At 61.7% G+C, this 12993-nt stretch carries 16 protein-coding genes; 12 read left to right on the plus strand and 4 right to left on the minus strand.

The window, feature by feature from the left end; all coding sequences use genetic code 11:
* Positions 1 to 111: 111 nt before the first annotated feature.
* Positions 112 to 771, plus strand: a complete 660-nt coding sequence (locus tag J2X24_RS02615) for a M15 family metallopeptidase (RefSeq protein WP_209716130.1) — start codon at positions 112 to 114, stop codon at positions 769 to 771.
* Here the strand turns inward: J2X24_RS02615 and J2X24_RS02620 are convergent, their stop codons facing one another.
* The gene (locus J2X24_RS02620) at positions 772 to 1215 is read right to left on the minus strand and encodes a response regulator (protein WP_209716133.1); all 444 of its coding nucleotides are present in this window, start codon (positions 1213 to 1215) and stop codon (positions 772 to 774) included. It lies immediately after the preceding gene.
* A 195-nt stretch (positions 1216 to 1410) separates the two neighbouring features.
* Between J2X24_RS02620 and J2X24_RS02625 the strand changes: the two genes are divergently transcribed.
* From J2X24_RS02625 to J2X24_RS02645, 5 genes are all read left to right on the plus strand, one after another.
* Positions 1411 to 1731 (plus strand): hypothetical protein, encoded by a 321-nt coding sequence (locus J2X24_RS02625; protein WP_209716136.1) that lies wholly within the window; start codon positions 1411 to 1413, stop codon positions 1729 to 1731.
* A 182-nt stretch (positions 1732 to 1913) separates the two neighbouring features.
* Positions 1914 to 2120, plus strand: a complete 207-nt coding sequence (locus J2X24_RS02630; RefSeq protein WP_209716139.1) for a hypothetical protein — start codon at positions 1914 to 1916, stop codon at positions 2118 to 2120.
* A 94-nt stretch (positions 2121 to 2214) separates the two neighbouring features.
* Positions 2215 to 2649 carry a pyridoxamine 5'-phosphate oxidase family protein gene (locus tag J2X24_RS02635; protein WP_209716142.1) on the plus strand — a complete coding sequence of 145 codons (435 nt, stop codon included), beginning with the start codon at positions 2215 to 2217 and terminating at the stop codon, positions 2647 to 2649.
* 210 nt (positions 2650 to 2859) lie between these two features.
* A complete protein-coding gene (locus J2X24_RS02640) occupies positions 2860 to 5706 on the plus strand; it encodes a M16 family metallopeptidase (protein ID WP_209716144.1) in 2847 nt (948 codons plus the stop codon).
* Between the two features lie 148 nt (positions 5707 to 5854).
* Positions 5855 to 6247 carry a DUF805 domain-containing protein gene (locus J2X24_RS02645; RefSeq protein WP_209716147.1) on the plus strand — a complete coding sequence of 131 codons (393 nt, stop codon included), beginning with the start codon at positions 5855 to 5857 and terminating at the stop codon, positions 6245 to 6247.
* 42 nt (positions 6248 to 6289) lie between these two features.
* Here the strand turns inward: J2X24_RS02645 and J2X24_RS02650 are convergent, their stop codons facing one another.
* Positions 6290 to 6946 carry an EF-hand domain-containing protein gene (locus J2X24_RS02650; protein ID WP_209716151.1) on the minus strand — a complete coding sequence of 219 codons (657 nt, stop codon included), beginning with the start codon at positions 6944 to 6946 and terminating at the stop codon, positions 6290 to 6292.
* Positions 6947 to 7276: 330 nt separating this feature from the next.
* On the opposite strand from J2X24_RS02650, the gene J2X24_RS02655 reads away from it, so the two are divergent.
* Both J2X24_RS02655 and J2X24_RS02660 read left to right on the plus strand, forming a co-directional pair.
* Positions 7277 to 7978, plus strand: coding sequence for a hypothetical protein (locus J2X24_RS02655; RefSeq protein ID WP_209716154.1), 702 nt, complete (start codon positions 7277 to 7279; stop codon positions 7976 to 7978).
* Positions 7979 to 8146: 168 nt separating this feature from the next.
* Positions 8147 to 8908: a prephenate dehydrogenase/arogenate dehydrogenase family protein gene (locus J2X24_RS02660; protein WP_209716157.1), complete on the plus strand. Its 762-nt coding sequence runs from the start codon at positions 8147 to 8149 to the stop codon at positions 8906 to 8908.
* Between the two features lie 211 nt (positions 8909 to 9119).
* Here the strand turns inward: J2X24_RS02660 and cimA are convergent, their stop codons facing one another.
* Both cimA and J2X24_RS02670 read right to left on the minus strand, forming a co-directional pair.
* Complete coding sequence (gene cimA, locus J2X24_RS02665; protein WP_209716160.1) at positions 9120 to 10712, minus strand: citramalate synthase; 1593 nt, start codon at positions 10710 to 10712, stop codon at positions 9120 to 9122.
* A gap of 7 nt (positions 10713 to 10719) precedes the next feature.
* Positions 10720 to 11133: a winged helix-turn-helix transcriptional regulator gene (locus J2X24_RS02670; protein WP_209716163.1), complete on the minus strand. Its 414-nt coding sequence runs from the start codon at positions 11131 to 11133 to the stop codon at positions 10720 to 10722.
* A 115-nt stretch (positions 11134 to 11248) separates the two neighbouring features.
* Here J2X24_RS02670 and gstA point away from each other — a divergent pair, with 115 nt between their 5' ends.
* From gstA to J2X24_RS02690, 4 genes are read left to right on the plus strand one after another with little or no spacing between them, the layout of a single operon-like run.
* Complete coding sequence (gene gstA, locus J2X24_RS02675) at positions 11249 to 11860, plus strand: glutathione transferase GstA (protein WP_209716165.1); 612 nt, start codon at positions 11249 to 11251, stop codon at positions 11858 to 11860.
* Complete coding sequence (locus J2X24_RS02680; protein ID WP_209716167.1) at positions 11857 to 12231, plus strand: nuclear transport factor 2 family protein; 375 nt, start codon at positions 11857 to 11859, stop codon at positions 12229 to 12231. Before gstA ends, J2X24_RS02680 begins: the two co-directional genes overlap by 4 nt.
* A gap of 2 nt (positions 12232 to 12233) precedes the next feature.
* Positions 12234 to 12434: a tautomerase family protein gene (locus J2X24_RS02685; RefSeq protein WP_209716169.1), complete on the plus strand. Its 201-nt coding sequence runs from the start codon at positions 12234 to 12236 to the stop codon at positions 12432 to 12434.
* A 3-nt stretch (positions 12435 to 12437) separates the two neighbouring features.
* Positions 12438 to 12881, plus strand: a complete 444-nt coding sequence (locus J2X24_RS02690) for a DMT family transporter (RefSeq protein ID WP_209716171.1) — start codon at positions 12438 to 12440, stop codon at positions 12879 to 12881.
* Positions 12882 to 12993 lie beyond the last annotated feature (112 nt).

Below are 12993 nucleotides of genomic sequence, written 5' to 3' on the forward strand. Positions count from 1 at the left end.
GGGAACTTCGGCGGTATTCCGCCACAGTTCACCCATAATGGAAACATGATCGCCGGTTATAAGATCACCCGTCAGTAACCGCGTAAACCGGCGGGTCGGCCGCCGCAATCCATGCAAGACTCCACTGCTTTCAAACTGCTCGCGTTCGGCGCCGCGCTGAGCGTCCTGTCGGCCTGCGTCGGCACGTCGTTCGAGACCGTCAACTTCCCTGCCGCCAAGAACCTGTTCGACACCATCAAGACGGTTCCGGAAACCATGAAATGGCCGCAATGGACGGACTGCCGCACCACCTATGGCGATCCGGCCCTGTCGGTGAATGGCAAGTTCAAGGCCAATCCCGACTGGGAAGCCGAAAACCTCGTCATGGTCAAACTGCCGTGGAAGGCGAAGGCCGCCTGGAACCGCAAGCTGCCCATCCGTGCGCTTCAGGTGCACAGACAAGCCGCCCCGTCGCTGGAACGCGCGCTCAATGCCATATGGACGCAGGCGGGACAGAGCCAGACGGAGATCGATCGCATCGGCTTGTCACAGGTCGGCGGCGGCTATAATTTCCGGGAAAACCGAAGCAATGCCGGCCTGTCGACCCATGCCTATGGCTGCGCGGTCGATTTCGACCCGGTCAGGAATGCGCTTGGCGACGACACGCCATTCCTGGCCTTGCCGGAAAACCGCTACGTCATCGATGCCTTTCGTAAAGAGGGCTGGGCGTGGGGCGGCAACTGGCCGCATCCCGACGGCATGCATTTCCAGGCGACGTATGTAACGTCCTAATTACCGGCCGGCGACCGCATTCGCGATAGCCGAGACCAGCACGTCGCTGGTGAACGGCTTGGCGATGTGGCCGTCCATGCCGGCGCGCTGACACTGGGCGATCTCGGCCTTCTGGACGTTGGCGGTCAAGGCCAGGATCGGCACATCGGCGCTGGCCAGGCCCGACTGGCGGATGCGGCGCGTCGCCTCGAAACCGCTCATCACCGGCATGTTCATGTCCATGAGCACGACGTCGAAGACCTGGGTTTCGACGGCATTGAGCGCGGCGGCGCCGTCACGCACGGCGGTGACCACCGCCTTTTCGCGCATCAGCAGGATTGTGATCAGGTCGCGCACCATTTCCTGGTCCTCGGCGACAAGGACCTTCAGGCCGGCCAGCGAGGTCGGGCGGCGGGCGCCTGCGAAAGGGTTGCTTTGGTCAGAAAAATTCGGCGATTGGGACATGTCGGCACTCATCCATACTGAGCGCACCCTAATTCAAAATGGTTACGCGACCGTTTGCCGAAACTGCCGTTCGCGTAAGTTTTTGGTGGGAAGCTCCGCCTCATCGACTTCTTGCCGCGCATCGCGCCACATAGTGCTGTCGTCTTACGGGTGTAGAGCTAAGCTGGTTGCAAGGTTAAGCCACGGAGCCCTGCCATGTTTGTCGAATGCAGTTCCAATCTCGTCAAGGCGCAACTCGCAGCCTACCTCGTCAACTTCGAGACGGGCGCGGAAGGTGGCGAAGCCGTAGCCTTGGACATTATCGAACTCATTGCCCTGCGCATGTGTTCGCGCGAAGATTATCAGGTCGGCGTACTGGGCTTCTTCGTCCGGGCCAATCTCGTGGCGCTGGATCGTCGGGTCATCGCCTTCCCCGAGGCACTGAATCGTTTCACGGCCGCCGCCCTGGCTGCACCGCTCGGCCACGAGGAACTGACCGCCACCTTCGAGGCCGGTCTCGATGATCTTTATTTCTAAGTATTCGGAAATATAAATCACAAGCTTTGCAGAGCAAAGAGAGCGGGTCATGCGGCCCGCTCTTTTTTTCTTTCAGGTGCGGACAAATCGTTACTTTTATAAACGGGCCGTAAGTGTTAACTTTTATTAAACCGCCATGACGTAGGGTCCGGGCGGTCATTTCTGTACATTGGGACGCGTTTATGTCTTTGGCTGACAAGCTGATTATGCCGAAAAAGCTGCTGGTCGCGGCTTACGTGATGATGCTGACCCTGTGGGTCGCGATCGGCCTTGAATATTTTACCGACTGGCCGACCTTCAAACTGGTCAAGACCGTCTTCTATTTCCTGGTTCTGGAATACGTCTGGACGTCGGTACGCCGCGAATTCTTCAGCAACGAGACCAAGTAGCCTTACCGGCTTTTTGCACTCACTAAAGCTTCCGCCGATTTCGCCATTAGCGGCCTTCCCTCACCGTGCCTGCCTCACACACATGGAGGCCATCATGGGAAATCTATCGCTTCAGGACGTCGCCAAGCGCATGCGCGACATCGACATCTGCATGCTGACAACGCGCTCGCCGGCCGGCGGGCTCGAGTCGCGGCCAATGAGCAACAACAAGAATGTCGACTGGGATGGCGACAACTGGTTCTTCGCCGACGGATCATCGTCCGCCGCCCAGGACATTGCCTCCAATCCTCAGGTCAATGTCGCCTTTTCGAAAGAACCGGGTCTGTTGCAGAAACCTGTCTTCCTGTCGGTGACGGGCGAAGCCGAGCTGGTCACCGATCGCGCCGAAATGGAAAAGCACTGGGACAAGGATGTCGAGCTCTGGTTCAAGGACGGGCTCGATACACCCGGCTTGGTCATGATCCACGTCCACGCCTCAAGCGTCAAATACTGGGACGGCCATGACGAAGGCGAACTGCGCGTGCAGTAAAGCGCGTTTTTGTTTGTCGCGCTTGTTTCCCAAAAACCGCTGCGCACTTTTTGGCAAGCGCTCTGTTTTATCGCGCTTGTTTCCCAAAAACCGCTGCGCACTTTTTGGCAAGCGCTTTGCTTTCATAACTTTCTTGTAACTTTTCCGGCAGGGCGCCTTGTGAAATAGTTTCCGGAATTATCTCCGGACCTTTTCAGGGGCGCCTCCGCCATGATCCTTTCCCGCAAATCCCTACTGTCCCGCGCCAGCCTGGCGGTCGTTGCCGCCCTCGTTGCCGCGCCGATCGCGCACGCCGCGCCCAAGGCGGACGCCGGGATCACCGTGCCGCCGATCGCATACAAGACGCGGGTGCTGAAGAATGGCATGAAGGTCTACTGGTCGCGCGACACGACGACGCCGAACGTCACGGTCCAGGTCTGGTATAATGTCGGCTCAAAGGACGATCCGCACGGCCGCTCGGGCTTCGCGCACCTGTTCGAGCACATGATGTTCAAGGCGACGCGCGACATGCCGTCGGAGACGCTCGACCGCCTGACCGAGGACGTCGGCGGCTTCAACAACGCCTCGACCTATGACGACTTCACCAACTATTACGAGGTTGTGCCGTCGGCCAGCCTGGAACGCCTGCTGTGGGCGGAATCGCAGCGCCTGGGCGCCCTGGTCGTCGACGACGCCATCTTCAAGTCCGAACGCGACGTCGTGAAGGAAGAACTGCGCCAGCGCATTCTCGCCTCGCCCTATGGCCGCCTGTTCGGCCTCTACATCCCGCAATACTCCTACGCCGCCCATCCCTACAAGCGCCCGGGCATCGGCTCGATCGAGGAACTGGACGCAGCGACCATCGACGACGTCCGCGCCTTCCATCAGAAATTCTACCGCCCGGACAACGCCGCCCTGATCGTCGCCGGCAATTTCGACGAGGCCCAGTTCAACGCCTGGGTCGACAAGTACCTGGCGCCGATCCCCAGCCACGGCGCACAGGCGCCGCGTACCTACGCCGTCGAGCCCCAGCGCACGGGATCCAGGACCGTCACCACCTACGGCCCGAACGTCCCCCTGCCCGCCTTCGTCATCACCTGGCTGGGGCCCAAGGCATCCGACAAGGACGCCGCCGCCACCGCCGTGCTGAACGCCATCCTGTCATCGGGCAAGTCGTCGCGCCTTTATAACAGCCTGGTCTATGACAAGCAGGTCGCCGCCGAGGTCTTTTCGACCGCCGACCTGCCGGCCCAGCCGGGCCTGGTCTATGCCGGCGCCATCCTGTCCGACGGCAAGAGGCTGGACGAGGTCGAGCCCCTGCTGAAGGCCGAGATCGCCCGCGTCCGCAACGAGGCCGTCACTGCCGCCGAACTGAACGAAGCCAAAACCGAGCTGATCGCCGCCGCCGTGGCGTCGCGCGAATCGATCGACGACCGCGCCTTTGCGCTGGGCTACGCGCTGCTGACCGAAGGCGACGCCGCCAAGGCCAACAGCGCCATTGCCGAGCTTCAGGCCGTCACCGCCGCCGACGTCCAGGCGGCCGCGAAAAAGTACCTGCGCGAGGACCGCGCCCTGACCATCCGCTACCTGGCCGAATCCGAGCGCCCGGCCGGTGAGGCTGCGACCGCACCCGCCATCCCGCAGGTCGAAAGCGTGAAGTTCACCGGTGATATCGTCACCCTGCGCCCCGAAGGCCAGCGCGAAGCCCTGCCGCCGGTCGGCAAGGCCGTCGACCCGGTCCTGCCGGCTCCGGCCGAAACCACCCTGCCCAATGGCCTGAAGGTCGTGGTCGCCAAAAGCTCCGACCTGCCGCTGGTCGCCGTCAAGCTGATCGCGCGCGCCGGCGCCTCGTCCGATCCGTCGGGCAAGGCCGGCACGATGAGCCTGATGTCCGACGTCATCACCGAAGGCACGGCCACGCGCTCGGCGCAAGCTATCGCCGCCCAGACGGAATCGCTCGGCACCTCGATCGCCTCGGCGTCGGACTGGGAGCAGTCGTCGCTCAAGCTGACCGTCGTGAAGAGCAATCTGACACCGGCGCTCGGCATACTGGCCGACGTGGCGCAAAATCCGGCCTTTGCCGAGGAAGAGGTCGACCGCGTCCGCACCCAGTCGCTCGACGGCCTGAAAGTCAACTTCCAGCAACCGGGATCACTGGCGGGCTATGTCACGGCGCCGGTCATTTATGCCGGCACGGCCATGGGCCACGTCGCCGGTGGCACGCCCACCTCGCTGCCCAAGGTCACGCGCGATGACCTGACGACCGCGCACAAGGGCGCCTGGCGGCCGGACAATGCCGTCCTGGTCCTGACCGGCGACATCACGCCCGAAGAAGGCTTCGCCTTGGCGAAATCGGCCTTCGGCACCTGGCAGGCACCGGCCGGTCAGGCCCTGACCGCTCCGGCGATCAAACCCTCAGGCACGGCGCGCGACGTCATTGTCGACCTGCCCGGCACCGGCCAGAGCGCCGTCATGCTGGCTAAGACGACGATCGCTCGCAACGATCCCAACTACTACCCCGGCATCGTCACGGCCAGCGTGCTGGGTGGCGGCTATTCGGCGCGCCTAAACCAGGAAATCCGCATTAAGCGCGGCCTCTCCTACGGTGCCAGCGCCGCGCTGTCGCCGCGCCTGACGACCGGCGGCTTCACGGCGGCGGCCCAGACCAAGAACGAGTCGGCGGCCGAGGTCGTGGGCCTGATCCGCGGCGAACTGGTTCGCCTGGCCACCGCACCTGTGCCGGCGGATGAACTGACGGCGCGCAAATCGGCGCTGATCGGCAATTACGGCCGAAGCCTGGGCACGGCCGACGGCTTGGCCGGCATTCTCGGCGACCTGTCCTTCTACAAGATCAACCTGAAGGAAATCCAGAGCTACACCGCCAATGTCACCGCCGTGACTGCAGCGCAGGTTTCGGCCTTTGCCGGAACGGTGCTTGATCCGGCGAAGGCCAGCGTCATCATCGTCGGCGACAGGTCGAAGATGGGCGACGCGATTACCGCTGCCCTGCCCAAGGCTGAGGTCATCCCGGTCACCGCGCTGGACCTTGACAACCCGACCCTGAAGGCGGCAAAATAATACCTCATTTCGCCCTCTTCCCGCTTCAGGAAAATCATGCATACTCTGTTAAGACTTTGCGGCCCAAAGTCGCAATACGCATCCGCGTCAAAATAGAACAAGAGTATCTGTGCGCGTAACCCTTTCCCTCCATCCAAAAGGTTACCCAATGACTTTTCCTGAAGCCGTCAAAAGCGCGTTTAAAAATTACGCCAAGTTCGATGGCCGTGCCACGCGGTCGGAATACTGGTGGTTTGCATTGTTTGAAATCCTGGTCCTGATCGTCTTGGTGATCCCCATGGTCGTATTCAGCGACAACAACGTGATTGCCGGCATATTCGGCTTTCTGTACCTCATCGCCGCGCTGGGCATGATCTTGCCGGCGCTTGGACTGCTGTTTCGCCGCCTGCACGACACCGACCGCAGCGCATGGTGGATCCTGCTCAGCTTCGTTCCGTTCGGCAGCATTGTCCTGCTGGTCTTCACCTGCCTGGACAGCACGCCGGGCCCGAACAAGTACGGCCCGCGACCGGGCAAGAACGTCGCCGAGACATTTGCCTGATATCCTGAGATCAGGGACGGGCCGCCAGGCCCGTCCTTTCCTTTATGCCGCAACCGAGACCGTCGCCGTCTGCGTGTCGGATGTCGCGGTGGAACTGTAGCTTTCCAGCGCCGTCATCAGTTCCTGCATCAGGGCCGCAAGCGTCTCCGCCGATGTCCCTTCACTGCTGGTTTCAGCGCCCTGCGGCGCACTACCCGGCGGCGGTCCACCGCGCCCCGGTCCCTGTGTGGCCATCTGATCGTCGAAAGCGCTTTTTTCCTCGGCCGTGACCGATCCGTCGCCATCCGTGTCCATCTTGCCGAACAGTTCGGACGCCCTTGACGTATCGCTGCCGCCGCGCGCCGAGGCCTCCCAACTTTCCATTTCCGTCTGGGTCAGGCTGCCGTCACCGTCACTGTCGATGTCTTCCAGTGACGGCGGCGCGAACCCGCCGCCAGGCGGCGGACCGGCGGGACGCTGGCCCGGGATCTGGCCAGAAGTCTGGCCCTCCTGCGCCTGCAAAAGCCCGCTGAATGTGCCGGATGACAGCGCGCCGGTGAAGAAGGATTCGTTCTCGCTGAAGGGACCAGCGGACGAAGTTTTGGTAGTCGCACCTTGGGTTTCCGTATCCGCTGAGGCCTCAGACGACTGGGACAGCAGCCTGGCCAATTGCGCCAGCGATTGCGTAGTTCCGGCTCCGGAATAGGAGCTGATATGCATGACGTGTCTCCTGATCAAACGCGAAAAATAGTTTTCGCGAACTCAGTGGCGCCATTCGAAATTAACAACAGGTTATTTTAAATATTATTTCAAAATATAAACAAAATAGACTTTATATTGACCTCAAAATGAAAGAATTTAATCTCAAATACAACACAAATTACATAATTTCAAATCATTCTTTCTTAGGAAAAATTTTCCCGGCAAGTCTTGCCTGCATCATGCGCCCACTTGCCAGAGGCGAGGATTGCCGATAATCAAGAAACCGGTCGCAAATCGACCACAAAGCCTTTTTAAGCCTCGATCATCCGTTCTTCGCGAGTTCACGCCATGTCTCACCTGCTCCGGTCCTACCTGATCGTCGTCGCCAGCCTTGGGTCCTTGGGCCTAGCCGGCGCGGCGGGCGCGCAGATCGTCACCAGCGTGAACAGCCAGATCTTCACCTCGCCGTCGGGCCAGCCCTTCCGCGCCCCGGCCGACAAGCCCTATCCCGTCGCGGCCTGGTTCGCCGCCGCCGACGCCGACAAGGACGGCAAGATCAGCCACGAGGAATTCGACAACGACGCCAAGGCCTTCTTCGTCCGGCTCGATACGTCGAAGGACGGCTATATCAACTCGCCGGAAAACACGGTGTTCGAGACCAAGATCGTGCCGGAGATCACCCGCCTTGACCCGCGCGTCACCCAGCCGAAGAACTACCGCGCCCAGTACGACCCGAACATGGGCGTCGATCAGGACCCGACGAAAGGCCGTTACCAGAAGTCGGTGCAGGGCGCGGCGCAGTACGGCCTGATCAACGAGCCCCAGCCGGTGCGCGCTGCTGACGGCAATCTCGATTTCCGCGTCTCAGGCGCGGAATGGATGAACGCGACCGGACAACGCTTCGAAATGCTCGATAAGAATGCCGACGGTTTCCTCACCGCCGACGAACTGCCCAAGACCCCGCTGCAGGTCGCCCTGGAAGCGCCCAAGGACGAGAAGGGCAAGGGCGACAAAGGCAAGGACGGCAAGAAAAAACGTTTCGGCTGGTAGCGCTTTTCAGGGATAATTATTGCGCGAACCTTGTTTCAAACGCAATATAACCATGGAAAAACTTGAAAATCAGCTGTAAATTGCACGCCAGGCACGTTTTGCCTCGCCACGCCCGTTTGAGTGTGTTACGGGCGCTGTTTCGGTTTGGCAAGCAACGCGACGGCATTCGTGGGCAAGACAGTACACAAGCTCGGTCTTTTTGGTCTGGGGGCATTCGGCCGCCTCATCGTCAAGCATCTGGCGCCCTATTTTGATATCTATGCCTGCGATCCCTCGCCGGAAGCCCGCGCCTTCGCGCATCGGCACAATGTCACCCTGTGCAGCCTTGAAGAGGCCGCGGCCTGTCGCATCGTCGTCCTGGCGACGCCGATCCGCACGCTTAAGGCCCTGGCCGAAAAGATCGCGCCGCACGTCCATCCGCACGCCCTGGTCATTGACGTCGGTTCGGTCAAGATGAAACCGGCGGCATGGCTGAAGGCTGCCCTGCCGGAAAGCGTCTACATCCTGTGCACGCACCCATTGTTCGGGCCGCAGTCGGCGCGCAAAGGCATCCATGACCTGGAAATCGTCATTTGTCCGGTGCGTCTGCGCCGCGTGAAGCCGATTGTTCGCTTCCTGTCGGAAACGCTCGACCTCAAGGTCACGACCGCGACGCCGGAAGAGCACGACAAGGCCTTGGCCGCCGTGCAGGGCCTGACCCACCTGATCGCCAAGGTGATGAGCGGGCTCGAGCCCCTGCCGCGCGTCCACACCACCAAGTCCTACGATCTGATGATGCAGGGGATCGGCCTGGTCCAGGGCGATTCCGACGAGCTGTTCCTGTCGATTGAACGCGACAACCCGTTTGCGGCCGAGGTGCGCAAGCGCTTCTTCCACGAGATCGATTCCTTGCGCAACCGCCTGGAAGCGCATGAGACGGTGGGGAAGTGAGTTATCGCATTAAAGTCCCCTCTCCCTGCTTGCGGGGTTTGGCGTGAGCGAAAGTATAGCTTTCGCAAGCCATGGGTTAGGGTGAGGGGCAGCGGTAGCGGACGCGCGCTCGGAAACAGTTTCTGCCCCTCATCCGGTCGCAAGCGACCACCCAACGCTGGCGAAAGCTATACTTTCGCTGGCGCTATACCCCTTAAACGGGGAGAAGGAATTACTTCGCCTTCGCGCCGCGCTTGAGCAGGTGATAGGTCACGGCGTCGAACAGGGCATTGTTCGACGCGTCGATGATGTTGTGGCTGACGCCCAAAGTATTCCAGCTATGGCCCTGGTCGTCGCGGCTCTCGATCATGACCCGCGTCAGCGCCGCCGTCGCTTCCGAGGGCGTCAGGATACGCACCTTGTAGTCCGCCAGGTGCATGGCCTCCAGTTCCGGATAGTGCGGCAGCAGCGCTTTACGCAAAGCCGCATCGAGCGCATTGACCGGACCATTGCCCTCAGCGACGGTCATGACCGTTTCGCCGCCGACGCTAAGCTTCACCGTCGCTTCGGCCACGGTATTGTGCCGTCCCTTGGCGTCGACACGGCAGTCGTCGAGCGTGCGATAGCTGTGCAGGTTGTAGAATTTCGGCAGCACGCCCAGAAGCTCGCGCGCCATCAACTCGAAGCTGGCGCTGGCGTCCTCATAGGCATAGCCCAGCGCCTCGCGCTCCTTGACAGCCTTGACCAGGTCACCGATGCGGTCGTCGTCCGGCGAGACCTCAATGCCCATCTGCTCGAAGCGGCTGAGGATATTGGCGCGGCCGGCCTTGTCCGACACCAGGATCAGGCGGCTGTTGCCGACCAGGGCCGGATCGATATGTTCGTAGGACCGGCTGTCCTTGTTCATGGCGCTGACGTGCAGTCCGCCCTTGTGCGCGAAAGCCGAGGCGCCGACATAGGCCGCATAGCGGTTGGGCGCGCGGTTCAGCCGGTCATCGACCATGCGCGACAGCTGGCCGATATGGGTCAGTTGCTCGGCGCTGATGCCGGTGTCAAAGCCCATCTTCAGGATCAGGGTCGGGATGATAGCGATCAGGTTGGCATTGCCGCAGCGTTCGCCGATGCCATTGATCGTGCCCTGGATCTGGCGCACGCCGGCCTCCACCGCCGCCAGCGAATTGGCGACCGCCTGTTCGGTGTCGTTGTGGCAGTGGATGCCGAGATTGGCGTCCGGCAGGGCGGCCTTGACCTCAGAGACGATGCGGCGAACCTCAGCCGGCAGAGAACCGCCATTGGTGTCGCACAGCACCAGCCAGCTGGCACCGGCCTCATGGGCGGCTTTCAGGACTTCGAGCGCATAAGCGGGATTGGCCTTGTAGCCGTCAAAGAAATGCTCGGCGTCAAATACGGCCTCACGGCCTTGCGCCTTCACGTGCGCCAGGGATTCGCCGACCATGCGCAGGTTTTCGGACTTGGAGACCTTGAGCGCCGTTTCGACCTGCCAGTCCCAGCTCTTGCCGACCAGGCAGATGGCCGGCGTATTGACGGCCAGCAGGTCTTGCAGACCCGGGTCGTTGGATGCCGAACGGCCGGCGCGGCGCGTCATGCCAAACGCCGAAATCTTCGATGTTTTCGTCGCGGGCAGGGCCGCGAAAAAGGCGTCGTCGGTCGGATTGGCGCCGGGCCAGCCACCTTCGATGTAGTCGATGCCGAAGGCGTCAAGCGCGGCGGCAATCGCCTGCTTGTCGGCTACCGTGAAGTCGATGCCTTGCGCCTGCGCACCGTCGCGCAGAGTGGAGTCATAAAGATAGATGCGTTCGCCCATGGCCCATCTATAGCTCTGCCGCAATTTCGGCAACCGGATTCCGGTTTTCAATAACTGTGCCAGTGGCTTGAGCAGTGGCTTGACGCGCCTTCAGCCGCTCGCCGACCTCGGCGATCTTCTGGATGACGGGCACGAATTCCTGGCCCAGGGCCGTCAGGGCGTATTCGACCGACGGCGGCGAGGTCGCCACCACCGTCCGGCTGACCACACCCTTGTCTTCCAAGTCCTTCAGCCGCGCACTCAGCATCTTGGCCGAAATCGGCCGCATGTCGGCCTTCAGCTCGCTGAACCGGCGCGCGCCACCGCTCAGGTACCAGATGACGTTGGGTGTCCAGGTTCCGCCGAGCACTGCCATGCATTCACCGACGGCGCAGCGCGGTGGCAGGGCGGGCGACATGTTTTTACGCATTTTCAGGGTCATGACAGGTTACCGTTTCGATACCCGATAATGCAGTAACTTAAAGTAATCAGGTTTACAAATGTTAGTCTTGACGCCTATTGTCCGCTCGCTATCCACTCAAAACAAGGCCCTGATTATGAAGCTTTTTTATGCGCCGGGCGCCTGCTCGCTGTCGCCCCATATTGTTCTGCGTGAAGCCGGTGTGACCTTCACGCTCGAGAAGGTCGATACCGTTACCGGCACGACCGAAAGCGGCGCCGACTACAGCCGCATCAACGCCAAGGGCTATGTCCCGGCCCTGCAGATCGAGGATGGCGCGGTCCTGACCGAGGGCGCCGCCGTCGTCCAGTTCATCGCCGACCAGCATCCGGATGCGAAACTGGCGCCGGCCGCCGGATCACTGGAACGCGCCCGCCTGCAGGAACATCTGAACTTCATCGCTTCGGAACTGCACAAGGCCTTCACGCCGCTCTTCAAGCCAGACTCGACCGACGAGATGAAAACGGCCGCAAAGGCCAATGTTCGCCGTCGCCTCGGCCAGATCGAGCAGCAGCTCGCAGACGGCCGCGATTATCTGATGGGCGAGGACTTCACGGTCGCCGACGCCTATCTCTTTACGGTCGCCAACTGGGCCATCCCTACCGGCATCGGGCTTGGCGCCTGGCCGCGCCTTAAGGCCCTGGTCACGCGTATCGCCGAGCGGCCGTCGGTCAAGGCCGCCCTGGCGGCCGAAGGTCTTGCGGCATGACGGCTGAACGCGCTGGCGTCGAGGTCGTGCTGAACCGCTATTTCGACGGCCTTTATCACAGCGACGCGGAGGCCTTGCGCGAAGTCCTGCACCCGCGCGCCCACTACGTGACGGTGACGGATGGCAGCCTGACCTATCATACGGTCGAAACCTACCTGCCGATCGTCGCCGCCCGGCCCTCGCCCGCCAGCCGCAATGAGGTGCGCGCCGACCGGATCGTCTCGGTGGACTTCGCGGGGCCGGTGACGGCGCGCGCCCACGTCGAATGCCGTATCGGCCCGAAGTTTTTCACCGACTTCCTCACCCTGATCCGCGATGGTGGCGAATGGCGGATCATCTCGAAAGTCTTCCACTACGACATAAAGGACTGACCATGCCCTACGTGAACATCAAGATCACCCCGGCGGCGACGCCTGAACAAAAGGCGGCGCTGATCAAGGGCGTCACCGACCTGCTGGTGACCGTCCTCGACAAGAACCCCGAAACGACCTTTGTCGTAATCGACGAGATCGACGCCGACAACTGGGGTATAGGCGGAGACACCGTCACTGTACGCCGGCAAAGAAAGGGCTAGACCATGCAGGCAGGGTATCTCGGCTGGGCGTTTGCGGCAGGCGTGCTGATCCCCATCATGGCTGCCAGCAATGGCGCGCTGACGCGGCTGACCGGCAATCCGGCGCCGGTCATGCTGAGCGTCTTCGCGGTCGGGCTGCTGGCGACGGCGGTGGTCACATCCATCAGCGGCCTCAAGGGCGCCGCCGCCCTCATGACCGCCCCGCCTTATCTGTTCTGCGGTGGCCTGATCGTCGCCTTCTATGTGCTAAGCGTATCGGTGCTGACGCCGCGCATTGGCGTCGTCAGCACCATAACCTGCGCCGTCGCCGGCCAGATCGTCATGAGCGCCGTCATCGACCATTTCGGCCTGTTCGGCGCGGCGCAAAGGCCGGTGGACCTGACGCGCGCTGGCGGCCTGGCCCTGTTGCTCGCGGGCCTGTTCATCACGCAGGCGAAAAAAGTTTGATATCAAGTCCCCCCTTTCCGTCATTTGCTCCGCAAATGCCACCTTCCCCGTAAACGGGGAAGGAGAGAGACTGTGGTTCCTTCCCCGTTTACGGGGAAGGTGGCAGCGAGCG

The sequence above is a fragment of the Asticcacaulis solisilvae genome (assembly GCF_017875235.1).
GTDB classification, from domain to species: domain Bacteria; phylum Pseudomonadota; class Alphaproteobacteria; order Caulobacterales; family Caulobacteraceae; genus Asticcacaulis; species Asticcacaulis solisilvae_A.

Excerpts from the sequence above, each read along its gene's own strand:
- J2X24_RS02615 (WP_209716130.1), top strand. The coding sequence starts at position 112 with ATGCAAGACTCCACTGCTTTCAAACTGCTCGCGTTCGGCGCCGCGCTG.
- J2X24_RS02620 (WP_209716133.1), bottom strand. The coding sequence starts at position 1,215 with ATGTCCCAATCGCCGAATTTTTCTGACCAAAGCAACCCTTTCGCAGGC.
- J2X24_RS02625 (WP_209716136.1), top strand. The coding sequence starts at position 1,411 with ATGTTTGTCGAATGCAGTTCCAATCTCGTCAAGGCGCAACTCGCAGCC.
- J2X24_RS02630 (WP_209716139.1), top strand. The coding sequence starts at position 1,914 with ATGTCTTTGGCTGACAAGCTGATTATGCCGAAAAAGCTGCTGGTCGCG.
- J2X24_RS02635 (WP_209716142.1), top strand. The coding sequence starts at position 2,215 with ATGGGAAATCTATCGCTTCAGGACGTCGCCAAGCGCATGCGCGACATC.
- J2X24_RS02640 (WP_209716144.1), top strand. The coding sequence starts at position 2,860 with ATGATCCTTTCCCGCAAATCCCTACTGTCCCGCGCCAGCCTGGCGGTC.
- J2X24_RS02645 (WP_209716147.1), top strand. The coding sequence starts at position 5,855 with ATGACTTTTCCTGAAGCCGTCAAAAGCGCGTTTAAAAATTACGCCAAG.
- J2X24_RS02650 (WP_209716151.1), bottom strand. The coding sequence starts at position 6,946 with ATGCATATCAGCTCCTATTCCGGAGCCGGAACTACGCAATCGCTGGCG.
- J2X24_RS02655 (WP_209716154.1), top strand. The coding sequence starts at position 7,277 with ATGTCTCACCTGCTCCGGTCCTACCTGATCGTCGTCGCCAGCCTTGGG.
- cimA (WP_209716160.1), bottom strand. The coding sequence starts at position 10,712 with ATGGGCGAACGCATCTATCTTTATGACTCCACTCTGCGCGACGGTGCG.
- J2X24_RS02670 (WP_209716163.1), bottom strand. The coding sequence starts at position 11,133 with ATGACCCTGAAAATGCGTAAAAACATGTCGCCCGCCCTGCCACCGCGC.
- gstA (WP_209716165.1), top strand. The coding sequence starts at position 11,249 with ATGAAGCTTTTTTATGCGCCGGGCGCCTGCTCGCTGTCGCCCCATATT.
- J2X24_RS02680 (WP_209716167.1), top strand. The coding sequence starts at position 11,857 with ATGACGGCTGAACGCGCTGGCGTCGAGGTCGTGCTGAACCGCTATTTC.
- J2X24_RS02685 (WP_209716169.1), top strand. The coding sequence starts at position 12,234 with ATGCCCTACGTGAACATCAAGATCACCCCGGCGGCGACGCCTGAACAA.
- J2X24_RS02690 (WP_209716171.1), top strand. The coding sequence starts at position 12,438 with ATGCAGGCAGGGTATCTCGGCTGGGCGTTTGCGGCAGGCGTGCTGATC.